This window comes from Mycolicibacterium austroafricanum, assembly GCF_902705885.1.
Taxonomy (GTDB): Bacteria; Actinomycetota; Actinomycetes; order Mycobacteriales; family Mycobacteriaceae; genus Mycobacterium; species Mycobacterium vanbaalenii_A.
In genome coordinates, this window is the sequence record NZ_CACSIP010000007.1 from 80,229 (window position 1) to 99,988 (window position 19,760).

Here is a 19,760-nt window from a genome sequence, read left to right on the forward strand (position 1 = left end):
AAGCACGCCCGCGCCACCAACTAGCCAGGCCAGCGCTGTGAGGGTCACGATTCGGTTCCTGAATCTCTCGTGGTGCGGGAAGTGTCCGCGCGCGGTGCCGATGTGGAAGTGGCGCGGTCGCTGCCGCTGCCGGGGGATCCGGACCTACTCGACACACTGACCGTCTTCGGGGACCGCGGCCGCGACACCGCTTCGGAGCTCGCGGCCTGCCTGGAGGTCCGCATGTGCGGGCGCGTGCTGGTGGTGGTCACACGCGCGTCGGCGGGTGTGACCGCGGTGTCGTCGTGGCCTGTGGGGAAGTCGCTGCCGCGAGTAATGCTCGTCGCGTCTTCCTGCGGGCCGGGTGGGCCCGTGGTGCCTGGCTCGTCGCTGTCGGCATCGAGATCATCGGCGGGAGCGGTGGCGGGTTCTGACAGTGGGTCCTGTGTGGCCGGTGCGCTGGAGGAGGAGGTCGGCTCACTGCTGGTTTCGCCGAGTGTTTCCGTATTCGACTGCGACACTGCGGGATCAGTGTCTGGTACTGGATCAAGACCCGGCTCCTGAGAGTAGGACACCAGCGCGGTCTGCGATCGTGATGGCGATCCCGGGTCATGGTCTGCACGGCTCGCTGCCGCCTGGTCGCCGGCGTCCCCCACCGCATCGACAGCGGTCGCCGTACCGGGCCGGTGCGCAGCCTCAATGCGGCGCAAAACCGTTCCCACGCCTTCGGCCACCCTGCTCAAGCCGTTGACGACCACGCGCACCATCGATTGCACCACCCGCGCCAGGACGGGGGCACGACCGGGCTCGTAAGCGGAGTCAATGATCGGTTTCAACTTCCGGTGCCAATCATTGAGCAGGCCTTCGTCTACACCGAGCGCCTGCAACGGCCGCAGCAACGGCAATAGCCCGGTCGCCCGGATCAGGTAGGTCGTGGTGGTTGCGCCGAGCGAATTCACGGTCGTGGTGATATCGGCCAAGGGAAAGTTGGCGAGATCCACGGCGTAGCTGTTGGGATTGTGAAAGGTGAGGGTGCCCAGGACCGCGTTGAGGACAGCGAGCACGTTGAGCTGATTAACCGGCCAGTGGCCGAGCCCGTCGTATTCGTGGTTGAGCACGATCTGATCGAACGGGGATTCGTCTGGCCGGGTGACGAATGAAAGTCCAGGCAGGTTGAAGCCCCAGTTGCGGCCCATCACCCCGGTGTCCCCGGACGGGCCTGCCATCCGCACGAACAGCACGTCGCGGGCCTCGCCCGCCGCGAGCAGCGCCTGCTCCAACAGGCTCAGCACAATATCGCCCTGCGAGACCCCGATCAGCACCAGCCGATCTCCGGGCGGCGCGGCCTCCAACGCCGCTACGAGGTTCGCCAACCCCTCGGCTACCGAGGCGTTCAACGCGGTCGCGCCCTGGAACGGAAACAGTGCCGCTGCGTAGCCGATCTGCAATGCCTGCTCACCGAAATAGGTAAAGGCCGCTCCGATGTCGGCCAGATCGATCATCTGCTGTGGTGCGGGATTGTTGCGTGTGCCCGAGAGGTAGAACACCGAGTCAGCGGCCTGCGCGGGTGTAGGACTGATGACCACCGTGGGCGCCGCGATCAGCGCCGCACAGACCGTGGCCCCTGCCCACCGCTTGGCCCAGTGCGTATTTCGGCGGATGTGGGGAGTCGTCATTTGCCGGTTCCGGTCCGGCTGTTGTCACGTCCCGATCCCCGTGGGGTGGACCGTTGCTCGGCGCGGTCGGCCCGGTCCGTGGAAGCCCGCTGCCGTGATGGCGACGTGGCCGTGCGCGGTCCGCGCCGCGGCGAACGGTCAGACTGCACGGCACCGTCTTCGCTGCTGGCTTCGTCTGTGCGCTTGCCTGCCTGCGTGGCGTTGTCGACGCCTGACGTGTGCCCCGTATCGGGCTCAGCCTCGGTCGTGGTGTCGGTGTCGTCAACCGGTTCATCGGTGCTGACCGTTTCGGTCTCGCCTGTCGAGTCGCCGCTGTCTGTCGCGGTATCGGGTTCGCTCGGTTCAGTCGGGTCGGCGATGGGTTCGGTTTCCGCGACTGGCGCGGTCAGGGATTCCCCGACGTCCACCGGATCGACTGTCGTCTCCTGTGCGGTGTCCGGGTTCGTCGTGCTGACCAGATCGTGGCCGCCGTCATCATTGGGCACGTTGATGAGCTGGGCGTCTGCATCGTCGGCTAGCACCGCAGTGGTTTCGCCACCGGGGTCGCCGGCCGTCTCGCCCGTGCCGTCCCGGTCGGCGGCATTCTCTGCCACACCTGTTGTCGTTTCGTCTGTTTCATCGTCGGTGGGCTCTGAGACGGGCACTGAGGGTTGCGGCAGTGCGCGGATCACCAACCCGAGTGCTGCCTCCATGACCGGCGTCACCGCGATCGCGACCTGAGCCACGACCGCCGACACCGCGTTAGCCACGGCGGTGAACGCCTGCCGCAGCGGACCTGGCATCAGGTTGTAGATCACGGCGATCGCAGCGTTGGGAATAACGAGCGCCTGGTTGGCCAGCCCAAAACCGACCGAGGCGAGCTGCAAGTACAGGTCCCGTGCGGCCGTCATGCGCGGTGCGGTGTAGTCGGGCAGTTCACCGACACCGCTGGCCGCGATCAGTTCGGCAAGCACCTGCGCGGCGGGCTTGGGCTTACCGTCGGAGGTGAAGAGTCCGAAGTTGTACTCGTGGTTGAGAATCCCGGTCTGCGCGTCTTGAGAGGTGTACACAAACGCCGGACCCGTATAGGGCAGCTTGGACCACGCGGTGAGGAAGTCGCGCAGCAGCGCGGCCTGCTCGGCCTGGGTGACACCCCATCCGGGTGTGGTGGCTGTGCCGTACTCGGTGGCCCAGATCTGCTTGTCGCCATCGCCGTTGGCGACCATCAACTCGTAGAGCTTGCGCACCTGGTCCAGCGGTGTGTTGGCTGTGCCCGCCCCGGCGGAGAATGGCAGTGTGTAGTGATACGGGTGATACGACAGAGCATCGAAATAGCCTGCGGCGCCCGCGGCGTACATGTCAGCCAGGAATCGCTGCGGGGTCACCGAGATCCCGGCGACATTGGTTGTCGCCCCCAGCGATCCTGCGAGTACCATTGCGTCCGGGTTGGCGGTCTTGATCGCGGTGTACGCCGCTTTGAGCATCCGGGTATATCCCGCGGGATCGACTGGGGCGTAGAAGATTACGCCGTTCGGTTCGTTCCACACCTCGTACGCTGCAATCTGCGACCCGTACCGGGCGGCGACCGCTCCGGCGAACGCGGCGTAGGTGTCCGGATCCGGGGCACCGGCCAGCGGCAGGCCCGCCCACGTCGGGGTCGCCGTCACGCTGCCGGTCAGAGTGAAACCCAGCTCGCTTGCCGTGGACACCAGGGCGTCCATCTTCGCCCAGTTGTAGGTGCCCTTGACGGGCTCCATGTACACCCACGGCACCGCGATCCGCAGATCCGTGACGCCCAAGTTGCGCAGCTCGGTCAACCGTGCCGCTAGCTCATCAGGACCGAGGTCGTACAGATGCGAGTCGGCGACACCGAACACTGGTGCGGCACTGCTGGTTTCCGCCAGCAATGAGATGGCCACCTCGTGGACTGGGCGGGCTCGGTCAGTGGTGGTAGCGGTTGCCGGCGCGGTGGTCAGCACCGAAGCCAGCGTGACGGCTGCGACTGTGCCTGCGGCGATCTTGGCCCGCAACAGCGGGATCGGAGTGGTCATTGTCGGGTCCCCTGCCCAGAAAGTGATTGTTGACGGGGACGGTAGCAGTGTATTCAACATGTTGGCAACGCATCATCGGGCAAGCGCTCACATCCGCGCCCGGCGAAACCTAGGCCGGGCTCAGCCCTACGTCGGAGTCATCCACCAGATCAGTCGCCAGCGTGGACAGTTCGCACGAGATCTCGGCGGCAATATTGCGCTGCCCAGGCGGCATTCCAGGTAGGCCGCCAATGGCGGATATGACCTGCTCGGAAGCCTTCTGTACCGCTTCGGCCTGGGCGTTGGACACCTCGGATGCCCCTTCGGCGAAGGCCTCAACCGCGAGTCGGGCCAAGGCGAGTCCCGCCGCCGCGAGGTCGAGGGTGCGGCCGGCTGTTTGGCTGGCTACACCCTCCTGGTCGGGTAGGTCGACAGACATGGCCACCCCCTTGCTGGCGTCTGACCAGCGGAGTGTATCAAGTGTATTGGTTACACGTCGCTACGGTTCCGCGGACGCGTGTAGTTCGGCCAGTCGTCGCACCACGCCAACGAGGCGGGCCCGCTTGGACTCGTCCGGAAGCTCGCGAACCGCTGACGAGAGGGACTCCATCGAGACTTCCAACTGTTCACGAACCAGTGCGCTCCTAGCGCGCCGGGATGCCGCGGGCATAGCCGCGACCGCCTCCAAGGCGACTTCGGCGAACCGCACCACAGATTCGGCGCACAACACCAAGGCTTCTGTCGGGGCAACCTCGCCGTGGCGGCTCACTGCCGCCTCCAGTTCCGCCTCTGACGCCCTGTACATCTTCGCAAGCTTCGGCACGACCGAACGTGGAGGCTTATAGCGGCCCGTTTCCCAACCCGACACCGCAGCCGGAGCCACTCCAAGAGCTTCCGAGACCGCGTGCTGCGTATAGCCGGCCACCATCCGAAACAGCTTCAAGGTCCATGACGGACGTTCGGGGAGATCGAGATAGTCTTCCGGTGTCCCCCCAAGGACCTCAACCATCTTCACCAACAACTCCGTGGACGGTGCACTGCGTCCGCTACGAACGGCACCTAATGTCGTCCGATGAACCTCAAGCCGGGACGCCAACTCCTTCCACGTCACACCGGTCTGTGCAGCCCGAAGGGTGAACTTGGCCGCTGAGAACACCTCCGCTGTCGAATCGGCCATCCCGAAACGGTAGCAAGCGTGACCGCGCGACATCGCAGCCGAACTCACCGCAGCACATGCGGCGTGAAAGCCAGGAGTCACGGGTCGTCCCTTTCGCGCCGAGTCGACCTTTGTCGACTACCCGTTGGCGTGGACTCACCCTCTTGCACCCACCCCGCCAGGGGGCGGTCTCGACTACGCATGAGCCTGGCCCGCCTCACCCAACCGCCGACGCGGCTGCGGTCATGCACTCTGGCGCACCCACCACTTGCCCACAATCCACCGGGGTCCCGGCCTGCGTACCCCTCAGCAGAACTACGCCTGGATAAGAAGAAGGTCACGGACACCGCACCCCTGCTCACGCCGAGCCCGCCACACCCTTAGATGCACAGAAACCAGCAGTTCAGAGCCATAATCAGGTTGACACTGCCTCCCCGCGATGGTAGGCTATGGCCATCCACTTAGAAAGGCAGGCGCAATGCCCACCATCACCGTGTACACCAAGCCCAACTGCGTGCAGTGCAACGCGACGTTCAAGGCGCTCGACAAAGCAGGCATCACCTACGTGAAGGTCGACATCAGCGCCGATGGCCAGGCGCGCGACTACGTGATGGCCCTGGGCTACCTGCAAGCCCCCGTCGTGATGGCCGGCGACGACCACTGGAGCGGCTTCCGGCCCGACCGCATCAAGGCCGTCTGCGATGAAGCGGAATTCGCACCAGATGCAACGGGACTGTGCGCATGAGCGCCCACGAGCCGGTGGTTCGCAGCTCCGCGAGTCCCGGCTTCAAGACCATCAGTGAGCAGGCGGCGTAGGCGTGCACTCCACTCTGACATCCGAGCAACGCCACCTCCTGGCTTTCGTCGGCCGGTCTTCGGGAACCGCGCTCCTTGACGCGTTCCTCGAGGAACGCGCTCTGCGATCCCTGCTGGCCCGTGCAGGTGGCGCGTCCGGTCCGACCGCGCCCCACGGTGCGCCCGACTGGATGACCAGCTACTGGACCGTCGGATCGAAGTTCGTCAGCCCGCGCCCCGGTGCCGGCCCCACGCGCGCCACCGTCACCGCCACCCAGATCCAACGCCGCGGCCAGGCCCTACCGTCTGCACTGCGCGGCGAGATTGCCGACCTGCTCACCGCCACTCGGGCAGAGCAGGACCGCACATGGCAGTGGTGCCGGTGCCCCTACGCCTACGAGGCGCGCAACGCCCACAGCGGACCCTGCACGCGCTACCACCCCTCAGATGAAGAACACCGCGAGCACTACCGCCGCGCCAATGAGATGCGCGACAAGACCCATGCCCTCCTACGTCGAGTTCTCGACCTTGACGCCGGTGCCCAGCTCGACCTGTTCGACCAGTTGATCTGACCGCCCCGCCATGTGAGACGCCGCCGCCACGGGGCACTCCAAGAACCCACGCATATGGATGGCTATAGCCACCCTTTATGTGGTAGGCTATAGCCATCATCCATTGTTGAGAGGACCACCCCATGCTGACGATCTGCGACCTGTACTGCGGCGCCGGAGGCTCCACCGCTGGCGCTGTGATGATCAACAACGTCGTCGCCACCGTCGCCAGTAACCACTGGGATCGGGCCATCGAAACCCACAGCGCCAACCACCCGAACACCGACCACATTCAGGCCGACCTCTCCCAGATCGACCCGCGCCTGTTTCCCACCACCGACCTGCTCTGGGCAAGCCCGAGCTGCACCAAACACAGCATCGCCCAGGGCCGCAAACGACAAGACGCCCAACCCGATCTGTTCGGCGAGATCCTCCCCGAGGCTGCGGCCGAACGGAGCCGAGCCACCATGTGGGATGTCGTGCGGTTCTCCGAGTACCACATGTACCGCGCAGTCATCGTGGAGAACGTGGTCGACGTCGTGTTCTGGCCACCGTTCCAGGCGTGGCGCATGGCAATGGAATCCATCGGGTACACCGCCCAGTTCGTCTACCTCAACTCCATGCACGCCCAGCTCTACGGCCGAGGTGCCCCCCAGTCACGCGACCGGTTCTACGCGATCTTCACCCGCGTGGGCGACCCCCGGCCCGACGTCAAGCGTGTCGTGTCCCCCTACGCGGTGTGCCCCGACTGCGGGCCGGTGCGCGCCGTGCAGAGCTTCAAGCGCACCGACCGCGCACCGTGGGGTAAGTACCGCGCCCAGTACGTCTACCGCTGCCCCAACGTCTCGTGCCGCAACCAGGTGATCGAGCCGACCTACCGCCCGGCCGCCGACATCATCGACTGGTCGCTGACCGGCACTCGTATCAGTGATCGCAGCCGCCCACTGGCCGCCAAGACCATGGCCCGCATCGCCGCCGGAATCCAGCGCTACTGGCAGCCCATGCTGGTGCCCGTCGAAGGACGCGACGGCAAGAACGCCGCCCCGGTGGACCAGCCGACACGAACCATGACCACGCGCAGCGAGACCGCGCTGCTGGTCCCCACCGGAGGCACGTGGCGCACCGAGGCCGTCGCCGCCGACCAACCCATCGCCACCCGCACCACTCGCGAGAATGACGGCATCGCCTTCGCACCCTTCATCGCCGAACTACGCGGCGGCTCCAGCGATGCCCGCAGCACCACCGAAGCGCTATCGACGGTCACCGCATCCGGAAACCACCACGGCCTGGTCTACACCCCCGTCACACGAGGCGACGTGTTCCACGGCCGCTGGAACCCCACCGAGCCGCGACCGCTGATCACGAGCTACTACGGCAAAGGCGGCAGCATCCCTGCCGACGAGGCACTGCCCACCGTCACCACCGTCGAGCACCACAGTCTGATCACCAGCGGACCCGCCCCCGCGCCACCGCAACACATCGATATCAACGACGTGTTCTTCCGGATGCTAGAGCCCCGCGAAATCACCGCCGCAATGGACTTTCCCACCGACTACCGCATGCTCGGCACCCGCCGCGAGCAAGTCCGCCTGGCCGGCAACGCCGTCACCCCACCGGCCGCCCGCGATCTCGTCGGACTCGTGGTGGAAACCCTCACCGGCGAGCCCGCCACCGTCACCACCTAAGCCGGTAGGCCCCGGCGTGCATCCCCTACTCGCCGGGGCCTACCCCCACCGCCCATACCGAAAGGTGCCACACCGATGAAGACCTCCGACCGCGCCACCGCCGACGCCTACGATCTCGACCTCGCGTCATCCGGCGCGGGATGGGTAGGAACGTTCAGCATCCTTGTTCGAACTCTGGTCGCCGACATCACCGACGATGGGCCGTATGGTCCGGTTCAGGTGACGCTTTCCCATGGCGAAGTCGTCACGGGTGAGTTGTCACCAGGGTCGGGTGATGATGTCCTCAGAATCGGCAGCCGCGTCATCGAGATCGAATACGTAACGCGGGTGCAGGCTTAACGCGACGTGCGGCGAGATCGCGAAGGAACTCGCCGCACGCCCGATAGGAGCCAGAGCTCGCCCTGCGAGCGTCGCCCCGCCGCGGTTATACCGGGGGCTACTCAACGAGAGCTAACCAATCCTCACCACAATCGGGGCTGCTCGCCGAGCAGCGCGGCTTCCACCGCCGCGCCATCCCACCCAGAGCGCACGGCCGCGCGTAGCGCCAGCGCCTGCTCACGTCGCGCCTTGACCCCGGCGCGCCGCGCAATCACTGCTGGTGTCCCTCCACCGCGCCGCGCCCTCGCCATTCTCTCCATGTTCTCCTGTTGCGTCCCTGCAACGACATGAGGTCGGACACCGCTGCGCAACTCTTCGGCCGTGATCACCCGGACGCACATCGGCACATCGCACTCGTGCAGCGCCCGCAGATGCCCGTCGAGCGCTCGACCGCCTGCGGCCACCGCGAGGGCATACCGCGGTGTCCGCACCATCCGCAGCCTGCCCTCGCGTCGAATCGCGAACCGGCCGTAAGCGTCGTCACCGATGGCCCCGGTCCACAGCCAACAGTCCTGCCGACCTGGACCCGCGACCACTCGGCTGAAGAACCTTGCCACCTCAGCGATATCGCGGTCCGGATCGACTGACAGCTCGCGCGCCAGCGCGCCCACCACGAGCCTCGCTACGCGCTGAGGCTCGTGGCTGTGTCGACCGCCGGCTCTTCGGCGCCCACCCCATCACCTGCGCCGTCGCTGGCCGCCACCGCGCCACCGCCGGGCACCACGTCAGGCTCCTCAGCGTTCACACCGGCAGACTCGGCATCCTCGCTCGCGCCACAGGTATCTGCGCTGCCCATCGGGACCACCTCCGTAGCGCCCTGGGCGGTCGTGGCCAGCTTGCCCAGCTCCCGCACCCGATTTTGGCTCTGCCCAGTCTGACTCGCGATGGCCGTTACTGTCTCGCCCTGCTCGCGCAGCCGCATCACCGCCTCACCGGCAGCACGCTCGCATCGTGCGGTCTCCTCACGCGCCGCCTCGGTCAGTTTTGCAATCCGTTCCTCGGTCTCCTGCTCAATCCGCTCGACGCGCTCAAGCGCTTTCGCGCGCGCTGCCGCCACCTGATCTTCGAGCTTTGTCCCGACCGCTGCCGCGCGATCCACTTCGGCGAGAAACTCCGACAGGCCATCCACGATGGCTGCCTCCCGCGCCTCGCGCGCGGCTTTTTCGGCGCGCCGCGCCTCCAGAACCCGTTGTTTCACTGCGTGTTTTGTCGTTGCGTTTGCCATGTTTCCGGATGCTAGCCATCACTTACGACGCAATCACGCTTGCTTCCCGCACAACCGCCCTACTCACTCGCCATTTCACCCTCACCACCGTCTCACCCTCGTTGACCTGCATCGTTGCTTTCCAGCCTGGTTTGGTCCCACACACCTCTTGCACTTAGGTCACGGTTGGGTAACGGTCCGTTCGGGGGCTGGCGGAAAGCGGCCTTGGTTTCGTCGTGAGAAATCGGTGCGCTGGGCAGGTGAACGCGGGCATCCACAAGCTCACGGCTGGCTCCGGGTACTTGTACCTGGTGCGGCAGGTGGCTGCCCATGACCGCACTCATGGCCCGGAATCGTTGGGCGACTACTACTCCTCGAAGGGTGAGACCCCGGGCCGCTGGGGTGGGCGCGGGCTGGCCGGATTGTCGGCGGGTTCGGAGAACTGGACGCGCACCGACGCCGGGGACCGGCTGTGGTCGGTGGCCGAGGGCTCGGAGGTCACCGAGGATCAGATGAAGGCGTTGTTCGGGCTGGGCGTGCACCCGAACGCCTCAGCGTTGACCAAGCAGCTCATTGCTCAAGGGGCGCGCAAGAACTCGGCGCTGACCGCGACTTCGCTGGGGCGGCCGTTTCGGGTCAATGCCGGGGAAACCGAGTTGCAGCAGCGCCTGGCGCTGGCCTACCGGGACCATAACTTGTCCATCGGTGCGCACTGGAACGCCGCGATTGATGAGTCGGTGCGAGCGCAGATGCGCACCGACATCGCGACCGAGATGTTCGAAGAACAGCACCGCCGCGCCCCCTTGGATGAGCGGGAACTGACCGGGTTCATCGCCCGCGGCACCCGCGACCAAACCACCTCGGTCGCCGGCTACGACATGACCTTCACTCCGGTCAAAAGCGTGTCCGCGCTCTATGCGCTGTGCCCGGAGCCGATCGCCAAACAGATCGAGGAATGCCACAGCAAGGCCGTCCAAGACGCGTTGGATTTCCTGCAAGACCAGGCCGCCTACACCCGCATCGGCGCCCAGGGCGTGGCCCAGGTCGACACCGAAGGGTTCATCACCGCGGAGTTTTTGCACCGCGACACCCGGGCGTCGGACCCCGGCCTGCACACCCACGTCGCGATCTCCAACAAGGTCCGCGCCCGCGGCACCGACGGCATCGCCCGCTGGTATGCCCTCGATGGTCGGCCGTTGTATGCCTCCACCGTCGCGGCCTCGGAGTTGTACAACTCGCGACTGGAGGCCTACCTGGGTCAGGTGTTGGGGATGCGGTTCGCCGCTCGCGGTGATGCCCGCGAAGGCAAGCGCGAGGTCCGCGAAGTGGTCGGGGTGAGCCGCGAACTCAACGAACTGTGGTCCTCGCGCCGGGCGGCGATCGACGCCGAGTATGCGGTGTTGGCCAAGAAGTTTCAGGCCGCTCACGGCCGCGAGCCGACCACCCCGGAGTCGATCGCGATGTTCCAGCAGGCCACCTTGGCCACCCGCGACGCCAAGCACGAACCACGCTCACTGGCCGAACAACGCCAAGAGTGGCGTGCTCAAGCGGTCGGTCTGTTGGGCAGCGACGAGGCGGTCAACGCGATGATCGCCCGGTCCTTGGCCGGGCGCACCACGACACCGGCCGAGGTCACCGACAGTTGGATCAAAGCGCGCGCAGCCCAGGTGATCGCCACCGTCTCCGCGGCGCGGGCCACCTGGAACCGCACCCATGTGTTGGCCGAAGCGTTGCGGGTGGTGCGGGTCACCGGGCACGCCGGAATCGACGGCATCGCCGAACTCATCACCGACGCCGCCTTGGCCGAACCGTTGAGCATCCGCCACGCGTGCAGTCCTGATACTGACCTCGGTGAGCCCGCCCGGCTGCGCCGCCGCGACGGCTCCAGCGTGTACCGCCAAGTCGGATCGCAGACCTACACCAGCCACGAAATCCTGGCCGCCGAACGCTCCATCCTGGCCGCCGCCGAGCTGCGCGATGGGCGCACCGTGCCCGCCGCCGACGTCGAGATCGAACTACTGGCCCAGGCCGCGCATCGGCGTGAACTCAACGCCGGCCAAGCCCAACTGGTCCGCGAGATGGCCTGTCGCGGGCAGCGGGTCATGCTCGCGCTGGCCCCGGCCGGGTCGGGTAAGACCACCGCCATGGCCGCGCTCGCGCGGTCCTGGGAAGGTGCCGGGGGCACCGTCATCGGGTTGTCCCCGAGTGCGAGTGCGGCGCAGCTGCTGCGCGAGGAAATCGAAGTCGAAGTCGGTGACACTCTCGATAAGTTCAACTGGCTCACCGACAATCCCGACATCTCCCCCGGTGATCCGGCGCGGCAGTGGTACGACGCGATCGATGAAAACACGTTGATCATCGTGGACGAGGCCGGTAAGGCCGGCACGTTGGCGTTGGCCTCGATGATCGCGGTCGCGTTGGCCCGCGGCGCCAGCGTGCGCCTCGTCGGTGACGACAAGCAGCTGTCCTCGATCAGCGCCGGCGGTGTGCTGCGCGACCTGGCCCACCGCCACGGTGCGATCACGTTGTCCCAAGTGATGCGGTTCGCCTCAGCCGCCGAAGCCCAAGCCGGTCTGGCGTTGCGCGACGGTGACCCGTCGGGGATCGCGTTCTATCTCGATGAGCAGCGCGTGCACGTCGGCACTCAAGCCGCCGCGTCCGACATGGCGTTCGAGGCTTGGCAATCCGATATCGCCGCCGGCGAGCACTCGCTGCTGTTGGCGCCCACCCACGATCTGGTGTCCGAACTCAACGACCGCGCCCGACTGCACCGGCTCACCGAACTCGGAGCCCGCGCCCCCGGCATCGAAGCGGTGTTGATGGCCGGTGCGCGCGCCAGCGTCGGTGACCTCGTGTTCACCAAGGAAAATGACCGCACCCTCGCGTTGGGTGCGACTGATTTCGTGCGCAACGGCTACCGGTGGGAAGTCACCGAGGTCGACCCGGAAGGCTCGATCACCGTTAAGCATCTGGAGTCTGGGGCGCACCTGCGCCTGCCGGCCGAGTACGTCCGTGCCCACGTCACCCTGGGCTACGCCCGCACCATTGACGCCACCCAGGGAGCCACCGCCCGGTACCGGTGTCACACCGTGGGCTCTGACCAGTTGACCCGCCAGCAGGTGTACACCGCACTCACCCGAGGGGTGTACGGCAACCACATCTACTTCTCCACCGCCGAACACGACCCACACCGCGTGCTGTCCCCGAAAGCGACCCACCCCGACACCGCTGTGGACGTCTTGACCCGTGCGCTGGGCCGCGACGCCGCGCAAGTGTCGGCCACCAGCGCGGCCCGCGCCGCCACCGATCCAGCCGCCCGCCTGGCCGCTGCGACAGCCATGTACGCCCATGCGGTCGGTGCCGCGGCCGAGTCACGCCTGGGCCCAGCCCAGCACGCCGAGTTGGATTCCCACGCCGAAAAGTTGGTGCCCGGACTCACCTCGGCCACGGCCTGGCCGGTGCTGCGCCAGCACCTCGCGTTGATCGCCGCCGCCGGAATTCACCCGCTCAAACGGCTCGACAAAGTGGTCGCTGCCGGCGGATTCGACAACGCCGCCGACCCGGCCGCGGTCATCGATTGGCGCCTGGACCCGACCGGAGCGCACTCCGGTGGTGCCGGTCCGCTGTCCTGGCTGCCTGCCATCCCCGAACGCCTCGCCGCTGACCCTCAGTGGAGCACCTATCTGGCGGCCCGGGCGCAGCGGGTCACCGAACTGGCCGCCGAGGTAGCCGACACCGCACGCGGATGGAGCCCGGCGACCGCGCCGCGATGGGCACGCCCCCTGATCGACACCAACGCAGAGCTGGCCGCCGAGCTGGCCGTGTATCGCGCCGCGACCGCCGTCGATGACAACGACACCCGCATCGCCGGGCCCGAGCAATACCCCGCCCGCACCCGCGCCGCCCAACGCGGACTCGAACAACGCGCAGCCGAACTGATCGGCACCGACGCCACCACCAACCGCTACGACGACCTGATCGACTCCATCAACCCGCACATCCGCCGCGACCCCTACTGGCCACAGCTGGCGCATCACCTGTCGGCGGCCGCGCGCACCGGAGTCAACATCACCCAGCTCGTACGCAAGTCCGCGGCCGACCGACCGCTGCCCGACGAACTACCCGCCGCCGCCCTGTGGTGGCGGCTGTGCGGCACCCTGTCCCCGGCCGCACTGGAAACCGCCAACGGTGGGTTGCGCCCGGACTGGCTGCCCGATCTGCACACCGTGTTCGGCACCGAACTGGCCGAAACGATCGCCGCCGACCCCGCATTCCCCGCGTTGGTCTCCGCGATCAGCAACGCCGATCCCGACCAGTGGACACCGTTGGATCTGCTGCACGTGGCCGCCGAACACCTCTATGACGCCGACGCCCACCTGACCCATCACCTACGCGCCGACGAGTACGCCCGCCTGCTCACCTACTCGATCGAGGTGTTCACCACCGACGACCCCTACGACCACGACATCCCCCTTCCCGAGCACGCACCGCTGACCCCGGAAGAACACGAAGAACTCGCCCACCTGCACCCCGATATCGCGAACGCACCAGCCTGGCGCCAGCACTCTCACGAGGATGTGTTGGCTGACCCCAACAACCTCGCCGCCGCGCTCGGACTAGATGAATACGACCTCACCGAGCCCACCGAACCCGACGAACAACTGCCCCCACCCGAGTACGCCCACGACGTCCTTGACGCCGAATCGCACCTGGATTTCGACAGCCTGAGCACCAGCCGTCCCACCCCGGCTGCCGCGCTGGCCGCCCACCGCGCCGACGTGCACGCGTTGCGTGCCCGCTACGCCGCCGCCGACGCCGAGCTACGTGCACTCGCTGCACAAGTGTCCGCCGGCGCTGGACCGCACGTGCTCGCCGCCACCGATGAACTGCGGCGCATGCGCGACGCCGCCGACGCCGATCGACCCTTCCTGGCCCGCGTCGAAACCGTTCTTGCGCAGTGGCACGAGGCCGAGACCACCTACACCGAAGCCCTCGAACTCATCAACCACGCCCGCACCGAACTCGATATATTGCGCGCCGACCCGGCTGCCGACCCGCTCGATATCGCCTCGGCCACCCAGAACCTGAACTTCCTCACCAGCTACCAGCTACCCACCCGCAGCCCCGCCGAGCAGTTCCACCCGGCATTCCAAGAAGCCACCGCTGCCCGCGCCGCCGCAGCCGGAGGCAGCGAACACATCGTCACCCACGCCGACGCCGACGCCCTGCTGCGCCGGTGCCGCGCCGACGACGACACACTGCTCGCCCGCCACCGCGCCGACCGCGCGGCGCTACGCGAACAGTTGCACCGCACCGAACTCGCCGCCGCGCAGGCATTCGCCCACGCTCAGCGCAGCACCGCCGACCACATCACCGACCTACTGCCTCGCATCGACACCGAACTGCGGGTGCTCGACGCCGCCGGCCAACACGCCTTCCAAGACCGGCTGCCCATCCCCGAGCACCCCGACATCGACACCCACCGCCTACACCGACTCACCGACATTCCGTTCGTGCTCACCGCCGCCCACGCCACCGACCGCGCCGCACTGCTACCGATGATGAACCATCTCGCCCGCGCCGCCCGCGCCGCCCACGCCGCGCAGCGCCCGCTGATCTGGGCCGCACCCCCCACCATCTGTGACAACCCCGACCTGTCCCCGATCAACCCCACCGTCATCGACGCCGCCACCATCGACCTCACCGACAGCGCGCCCGGCACCATCGTCATCATCGACCGCGCCGAACACCTCACCCCCGAGACCATCGCGGATCTCACCGAAAACGCCGCTACCGCCCACGCCCGGATCATCCTGCTCGACACCAACACCGCCACCTGGCCACCACCACCGGCAGCGCCACTGCTCAAACTGCTGCACACCGAACTCCGTTGGTCGCCAGTGCTCACCGCGTCCACCGGCCGCATCAACCACTACCAGGCCAGCCCAGACACCGACGCCGCCCTCACGCAAGCCGCCGGCCTACACCCCGACCACCACACCCCCGCCATCACCAACGCCCTGCAACGCCACCGAAAAGCCCAGCAGCGCAACACCACCGCCCACGAACTACACACCCGCATGTGGAACGCCGCCCAACGCGGCGATGGACTCAGCCGAGACGTTTAGATGTGGTGTTCCATCACGTTGGTTACACGATTGGGCAGCTCGTCAGTGTCGCCGACATACCACCGCACGAACGCGGTGAGCTCAGCCGCCATTGATGTCCCGGCCTGTGTCGTCGCTGCCTTGAACCGTTCCTTGAGGTCTGGGTCCGGTCGGAAGTTGAGGCCTCGGTTCTTATGCCGTCCGGTCATCAGCTGTCGTTCGATGACCTCACCGCGTAACCACATTTAGAGGAAACCGATTCTGAATGCGGGCTCATCGGTTCGCCCGCGGCGAAATTCGCCCACGAAACCTACATGCGCAGCCGTCGCGCAGTGGGATGCTCGCGATCTATAGGTGGGTGAGGGCTATCGAGCCCCGGTGTGGACGGTCCAGTTCGTGCCGTCCCACCAGCGCCAGTAGCGCGGATCGCCGGGGTCGACGTACCACCCCGCTGGGGGAAGAACATCCGTAGCCAGCTCGGTCTCTACGGTGAACGCGGTGAGCGGACGATTAGGTTCGCCATCTGCCCGAGTGGGGTTGCGCCTGTCGACTGCGCGGTAGAGCGCCACCACCTCGGACGGGTCGAACCGCGTAGCCCGTGCGATATCTGGCGTCGTCACCAGGTGGAACACCGGCATTGGTTCACCTGTGACCGGCTGAGTCCCGACCCGACTTGGGTCGTACTCCACGACGTACTGCCCATCGAAATCGGTCGGCGTACCGTCGCTGAGACCCACTATCCGAATGGTGCAACGGTCGCTGGGGTGGCCAGTATCCATGGGGACAATCGTCTCCCATGGGTACGACATTGAGCGCAGCACCTGCACCACGGTGGCGGCGCGGCGCACCCAGCGCAAGGCATCCGACAGTTCACGGTGGCTCATCGACAACCAGCAACCGGGCCCAGAGAGGCTTACCCAAGCTCGTCCACAACACTCGCCGTCTGCATAGAATCCTACGTAAAGGTAAAGGCGCTGGTACAGTGCGGGCATGCTGATTGACACCAACGATCTGGTCTCCGCGACCGACTTCAATCGGAACACCGGCCGGTACACAGCACTCGCCGCCGAAGGTCGGCGCATCGTCATCGTCAAGGATCAGCAGCTCGTTGCCGCCCTCGTCGGCATCCACGACCTCAACCGCCTCGACGCCCTCGACGGCGCACCCGAACTTGCCTTGGACGAAGTCCCGGGCGAGGGGGACACGACGCTCTCCGAGCCGCCCCCAGGGGGATTGTTGCTCGGACACACCGTGACCGGCCAGGCTGCCTACATTGACCCGCGCCAGAACCTCATGGTCGTTGGCCGCGGTGCCTCCGACTTCATGAGCGTGCTGCTTGCCCGGGTCGGGGAGATGTCGGCCGACCTGAATCTCCAGTTCGTGATCGCCAACGAGCACGCCCTCCAGCTACCCCGCCCTAGCACGCCCGATCGAGCACCCACCATCCTGTCCGTGATACTCGACGTGGCCAACGCCCGCACACACTTCTGCCGCCTGGGCGATCAGGTCGACGGTGAAATCGACCGCCGGACAGCCCTATTGGCTGAAAGCTCCGTCAACACCATTGACGAGCACCGCCGACTGGACTCAGATTCACCGGCGAACCTCGTCATCGTGGTCGATGACGCCGACCAGGTAGACCCGGGCATTCTCAACAAAATGGTGTCCGAGATCAGCCGCAGCGGCGAGAAACTCGGTATCAGCGTGTGGCTGTTCGCCGCCACCGCATCACCACGAGGCGTCCTGCCGGCTGCGGGGATCTCGCAGCGCGTTGCGCTCCCGATGGAAACCCCCGCACAATCGCGCGATGTTGTGTATAGCGACATCGCCTACCGACTAAAGCCCGGCCAGGCAGCATTACTCAAACGCGGCGGGGACCTCAGCCCGTTCAGGACCCCCACCTCCGAGAACCTCACGCTCACCCCAGCCGTACCCACGGCAGCACCGGAACTGCAATGGTCGCCGTTACCCACGTCCCCGCCACTCGACTCCATCGTTGGCGACAGCGATCAAGCCAACGACGGCAGCGCTCCTAGGCTCCCCATTGGCGTGATCGACCAGCCGCGCCTGCACTCGCACCCCGTCTACGCACTCACCCTTACGCCAGGTGAATTGACCGACGTCTACACCGACGACCCGATGTTTGAAAGGGCCTTCATCGACGTCGTGCTGCGGTCTGCGTCGCTGGCCGTAAGCCCGTCGGCGCAGGGCGTGCGCTTTCTCTACATCGGCCCTAAGCCTTCTCCGCGCTGGCCGCGCGGAGGCAACCTTTTGCGCAGCTACACCTGGGATCAATTCGTGGGCGGGGACGGCCTGTCCGGCGGCCACGAGATAGCCCATGCCTTGAACGAGATCCCGGAGGAGGCCCACGCCGCCGACAGCACAACGGTTCTCATCGCCAATATGCTGGGCCCCCAACGTATCGTCATCACCGACCTCCTTGAGAAGGCAATGCGCGAGGACAATTTCCACGTCCTGCTCCTACGGCGCGGCGGTCTTTACGAAGAACGAATGCTCAGAGGGGCTCCCCAACCAGCGACCACCATTTATAGCCGCGGAAGCGCCGGCCACGAAGTGTTCCTCGACCACGCAGTACGCCAAAAGGTACGAAAACTACCCCATCGAAATGATGCGTATGACGCCATCACATCATCGGACGGCTATGGCCACCTCGTACTCGCGCAATGACGACACCGATGACCAGCGTTCCATCGGTGTAGCGAACGCTGCCCAGCCCCGCCTGCATACGGTTCGACGTAGTGGGTATGGTCCGGCCGCCATCGCGGCGAGGCTGCCGGCGATCTTCTGTTTGCCGCCGAAGTAGGCAAACGGCGGATGCAAGGGCGGATGCCAACGTGTGCCTCCGACTGGTTATGGTGTCACCAAGACAGTGGCGACGGTAGATCCGGCATATCCTCGTCGGTGCGCCAGTTCCATACTGGCAGTCCAGCTATCGAGCTATCGTCGTCGGTCTCGCCGGCAGGGCGGTCGATGAAAGCGGCTATCGCTGGAGTGGTGTCGGTAAAAACAAGAGAGGCCAGAGCCGTCGCGCTCCCGTTGTAGGACAGCACTTTCCGGAAGCAGCGCTCCTCTTCGATTGCGGTGGCGATCAGGGTGCGATCGGCGTCGCTGGTGAATGGTAGCCAGTTGTGGTCGGTCGTCATCAGAGACAGTTGTTCGACGTTCGCATAGCCGGCCCGCGAGACCGAGAAGGTGGCGACGGCCACCAATCGCACCTCGCCAGGGTCAGCCATCTGCCAGAGTTCGAGTTCGGTCGCGAACCGCTTGGTGAGCTTGCGGTAGAGGTCTTCATCGAGGAACCAGGGGTGCCCCGGCTGGTGGCGCACCTGCATTTTGAATCCATGGCTGGCCGGCTCGATTGCCTTGATATCGCCCACCCCGATCAGGAATTTGGTGGTCTTGCCGGGTTGCCGGCGAGCTGGGGCCCAGGCTTTGATCCGGCGCTGCTCGATCTCGGTCTTGCGGTCGGCTGAGAAAGGCTCTGGCACAAACAACGACGCGGCCAGCGGGTTCTTGCGGACGAGTTTGCCGTCTGCGGCAGACCTCAGTCTCCGGTGCACGACGGCCCAGGGGCGCCGCCCGGCGAAACCGGGATGCCATGTGGTCAGCTCGGCCTCGTCCCACAGGTAGTGCAGGACGGCACGCAACGTTAACTTGTTGCCGTCAGACTGCACTGTGCTCGACGGGGAATCCGATGGTTCAGGGGCTGCCCGGTTCCCCGACTTCGACAGCGAAAACCCAAGCCGCAAAGCCGTTGTGCCGTCCACAGGGTTGTCAACGATAGACCGCTCAGCAACAGCCCCATACCCCGAGAGCTCATCGGGAGGCAGCCACGAGCGACACCGATGGTCATGTGCGGCCGCCGTGCCAGGCATCCGTTTCACGATGAGATCGTGCCCAGCGGCAGCGATGTACATCTGCACCCCTGGAGACTGGCACAAACACAGCGGACGCAGCCTCGCAGTCTTTGCTTCACCGAGTATCTGTTGCGCCTCCAGGGTGTGTACGTCGTCGACCACGTTTCCGTTGACCTCAAACGGGGTCTGCATCGTCATCACCGGAATGCGACGATCTGGAGTTGTGCGTGGAGGGGCCGCGGGGACACCAGCTCGGCCAGGTCCTCCCTGCTGGACACTGTCACGATTGGGTCGGTGAGCAACGTAGCGGCTAGTGCGAGGGCATGTCGGTAATTGTTCTCG

15 protein-coding genes are annotated in these 19,760 nt (G+C 66.2%); 6 read left to right on the top strand and 9 right to left on the bottom strand.

What is annotated here, in order from left to right; translation table 11 throughout:
* Positions 1–44 precede the first annotated feature (44 nt).
* The 4 genes from BEMPMBAN_RS06525 to BEMPMBAN_RS06540 all read right to left on the bottom strand — a co-directional run bounded on the left by BEMPMBAN_RS06525 (position 45) and on the right by BEMPMBAN_RS06540 (position 4,841).
* The gene (locus tag BEMPMBAN_RS06525; RefSeq protein ID WP_083128755.1) at positions 45–1,655 is read right to left on the bottom strand and encodes a PE-PPE domain-containing protein; all 1,611 of its coding nucleotides are present in this window, start codon (positions 1,653–1,655) and stop codon (positions 45–47) included.
* Positions 1,652–3,685: a cellulase family glycosylhydrolase gene (locus BEMPMBAN_RS06530; protein ID WP_070354484.1), complete on the bottom strand. Its 2,034-nt coding sequence runs from the start codon at positions 3,683–3,685 to the stop codon at positions 1,652–1,654. The genes BEMPMBAN_RS06525 and BEMPMBAN_RS06530 overlap by 4 nt, the downstream gene beginning before the upstream one ends.
* A gap of 109 nt (positions 3,686–3,794) precedes the next feature.
* Positions 3,795–4,103 (bottom strand): hypothetical protein, encoded by a 309-nt coding sequence (locus tag BEMPMBAN_RS06535; RefSeq protein WP_125939771.1) that lies wholly within the window; start codon positions 4,101–4,103, stop codon positions 3,795–3,797.
* A 60-nt stretch (positions 4,104–4,163) separates the two neighbouring features.
* On the bottom strand, positions 4,164–4,841 hold the full coding sequence (locus BEMPMBAN_RS06540; RefSeq protein ID WP_068920331.1) for a helix-turn-helix domain-containing protein: 678 nt from the start codon (positions 4,839–4,841) through the stop codon (positions 4,164–4,166).
* A 457-nt stretch (positions 4,842–5,298) separates the two neighbouring features.
* Between BEMPMBAN_RS06540 and nrdH the strand changes: the two genes are divergently transcribed.
* From nrdH to BEMPMBAN_RS06560, 4 genes are all read left to right on the top strand, one after another.
* On the top strand, positions 5,299–5,565 hold the full coding sequence (gene nrdH / locus BEMPMBAN_RS06545; RefSeq protein ID WP_112558131.1) for a glutaredoxin-like protein NrdH: 267 nt from the start codon (positions 5,299–5,301) through the stop codon (positions 5,563–5,565).
* A gap of 73 nt (positions 5,566–5,638) precedes the next feature.
* The gene (locus BEMPMBAN_RS06550) at positions 5,639–6,187 is read left to right on the top strand and encodes a hypothetical protein (protein WP_112558130.1); all 549 of its coding nucleotides are present in this window, start codon (positions 5,639–5,641) and stop codon (positions 6,185–6,187) included.
* Between the two features lie 122 nt (positions 6,188–6,309).
* Positions 6,310–7,851 (top strand): DNA cytosine methyltransferase, encoded by a 1,542-nt coding sequence (locus tag BEMPMBAN_RS06555; RefSeq protein ID WP_112558129.1) that lies wholly within the window; start codon positions 6,310–6,312, stop codon positions 7,849–7,851.
* Positions 7,852–7,926: 75 nt separating this feature from the next.
* Positions 7,927–8,190, top strand: a complete 264-nt coding sequence (locus BEMPMBAN_RS06560) for a hypothetical protein (RefSeq protein ID WP_112558128.1) — start codon at positions 7,927–7,929, stop codon at positions 8,188–8,190.
* A 122-nt stretch (positions 8,191–8,312) separates the two neighbouring features.
* On the opposite strand, the gene BEMPMBAN_RS06565 is transcribed toward BEMPMBAN_RS06560, so the two are convergent.
* Positions 8,313–8,840, bottom strand: coding sequence for a hypothetical protein (locus BEMPMBAN_RS06565; RefSeq protein WP_234897321.1), 528 nt, complete (start codon positions 8,838–8,840; stop codon positions 8,313–8,315).
* 11 nt (positions 8,841–8,851) lie between these two features.
* On the bottom strand, positions 8,852–9,454 hold the full coding sequence (locus BEMPMBAN_RS06570; protein WP_133259138.1) for a hypothetical protein: 603 nt from the start codon (positions 9,452–9,454) through the stop codon (positions 8,852–8,854).
* 239 nt (positions 9,455–9,693) lie between these two features.
* On the opposite strand from BEMPMBAN_RS06570, the gene mobF reads away from it, so the two are divergent.
* Positions 9,694–15,561: a MobF family relaxase gene (gene mobF, locus BEMPMBAN_RS06575; RefSeq protein WP_159229580.1), complete on the top strand. Its 5,868-nt coding sequence runs from the start codon at positions 9,694–9,696 to the stop codon at positions 15,559–15,561.
* On the opposite strand, the gene BEMPMBAN_RS06580 is transcribed toward mobF, so the two are convergent.
* Positions 15,558–15,749, bottom strand: coding sequence for a hypothetical protein (locus BEMPMBAN_RS06580; protein ID WP_133259137.1), 192 nt, complete (start codon positions 15,747–15,749; stop codon positions 15,558–15,560). The two genes, mobF and BEMPMBAN_RS06580, sit on opposite strands and share 4 nt — an antisense overlap.
* Before the next feature lie 156 nt (positions 15,750–15,905).
* The gene (locus tag BEMPMBAN_RS06585) at positions 15,906–16,277 is read right to left on the bottom strand and encodes a DUF2510 domain-containing protein (protein ID WP_200845895.1); all 372 of its coding nucleotides are present in this window, start codon (positions 16,275–16,277) and stop codon (positions 15,906–15,908) included.
* A 253-nt stretch (positions 16,278–16,530) separates the two neighbouring features.
* Between BEMPMBAN_RS06585 and BEMPMBAN_RS06590 the strand changes: the two genes are divergently transcribed.
* A complete protein-coding gene (locus BEMPMBAN_RS06590; RefSeq protein WP_068920322.1) occupies positions 16,531–18,228 on the top strand; it encodes a hypothetical protein in 1,698 nt (565 codons plus the stop codon).
* Positions 18,229–18,419: 191 nt separating this feature from the next.
* On the opposite strand, the gene BEMPMBAN_RS06595 is transcribed toward BEMPMBAN_RS06590, so the two are convergent.
* Entirely contained in the window at positions 18,420–19,616 is a 1,197-nt protein-coding gene (locus tag BEMPMBAN_RS06595) for a DUF1173 family protein (RefSeq protein ID WP_068920321.1), read from the bottom strand.
* Positions 19,617–19,760: the final 144 nt, after the last annotated feature.

Excerpts from the sequence above, each read along its gene's own strand:
- nrdH (WP_112558131.1), top strand. The coding sequence starts at position 5,299 with ATGCCCACCATCACCGTGTACACCAAGCCCAACTGCGTGCAGTGCAAC.
- BEMPMBAN_RS06560 (WP_112558128.1), top strand. The coding sequence starts at position 7,927 with ATGAAGACCTCCGACCGCGCCACCGCCGACGCCTACGATCTCGACCTC.
- BEMPMBAN_RS06595 (WP_068920321.1), bottom strand. The coding sequence starts at position 19,616 with ATGACGATGCAGACCCCGTTTGAGGTCAACGGAAACGTGGTCGACGAC.
- BEMPMBAN_RS06535 (WP_125939771.1), bottom strand. The coding sequence starts at position 4,103 with ATGTCTGTCGACCTACCCGACCAGGAGGGTGTAGCCAGCCAAACAGCC.
- BEMPMBAN_RS06555 (WP_112558129.1), top strand. The coding sequence starts at position 6,310 with ATGCTGACGATCTGCGACCTGTACTGCGGCGCCGGAGGCTCCACCGCT.
- BEMPMBAN_RS06580 (WP_133259137.1), bottom strand. The coding sequence starts at position 15,749 with ATGACCGGACGGCATAAGAACCGAGGCCTCAACTTCCGACCGGACCCA.
- BEMPMBAN_RS06540 (WP_068920331.1), bottom strand. The coding sequence starts at position 4,841 with ATGGCCGATTCGACAGCGGAGGTGTTCTCAGCGGCCAAGTTCACCCTT.
- BEMPMBAN_RS06525 (WP_083128755.1), bottom strand. The coding sequence starts at position 1,655 with ATGACGACTCCCCACATCCGCCGAAATACGCACTGGGCCAAGCGGTGG.
- BEMPMBAN_RS06590 (WP_068920322.1), top strand. The coding sequence starts at position 16,531 with ATGCTGATTGACACCAACGATCTGGTCTCCGCGACCGACTTCAATCGG.
- BEMPMBAN_RS06570 (WP_133259138.1), bottom strand. The coding sequence starts at position 9,454 with ATGGCAAACGCAACGACAAAACACGCAGTGAAACAACGGGTTCTGGAG.
- BEMPMBAN_RS06530 (WP_070354484.1), bottom strand. The coding sequence starts at position 3,685 with ATGACCACTCCGATCCCGCTGTTGCGGGCCAAGATCGCCGCAGGCACA.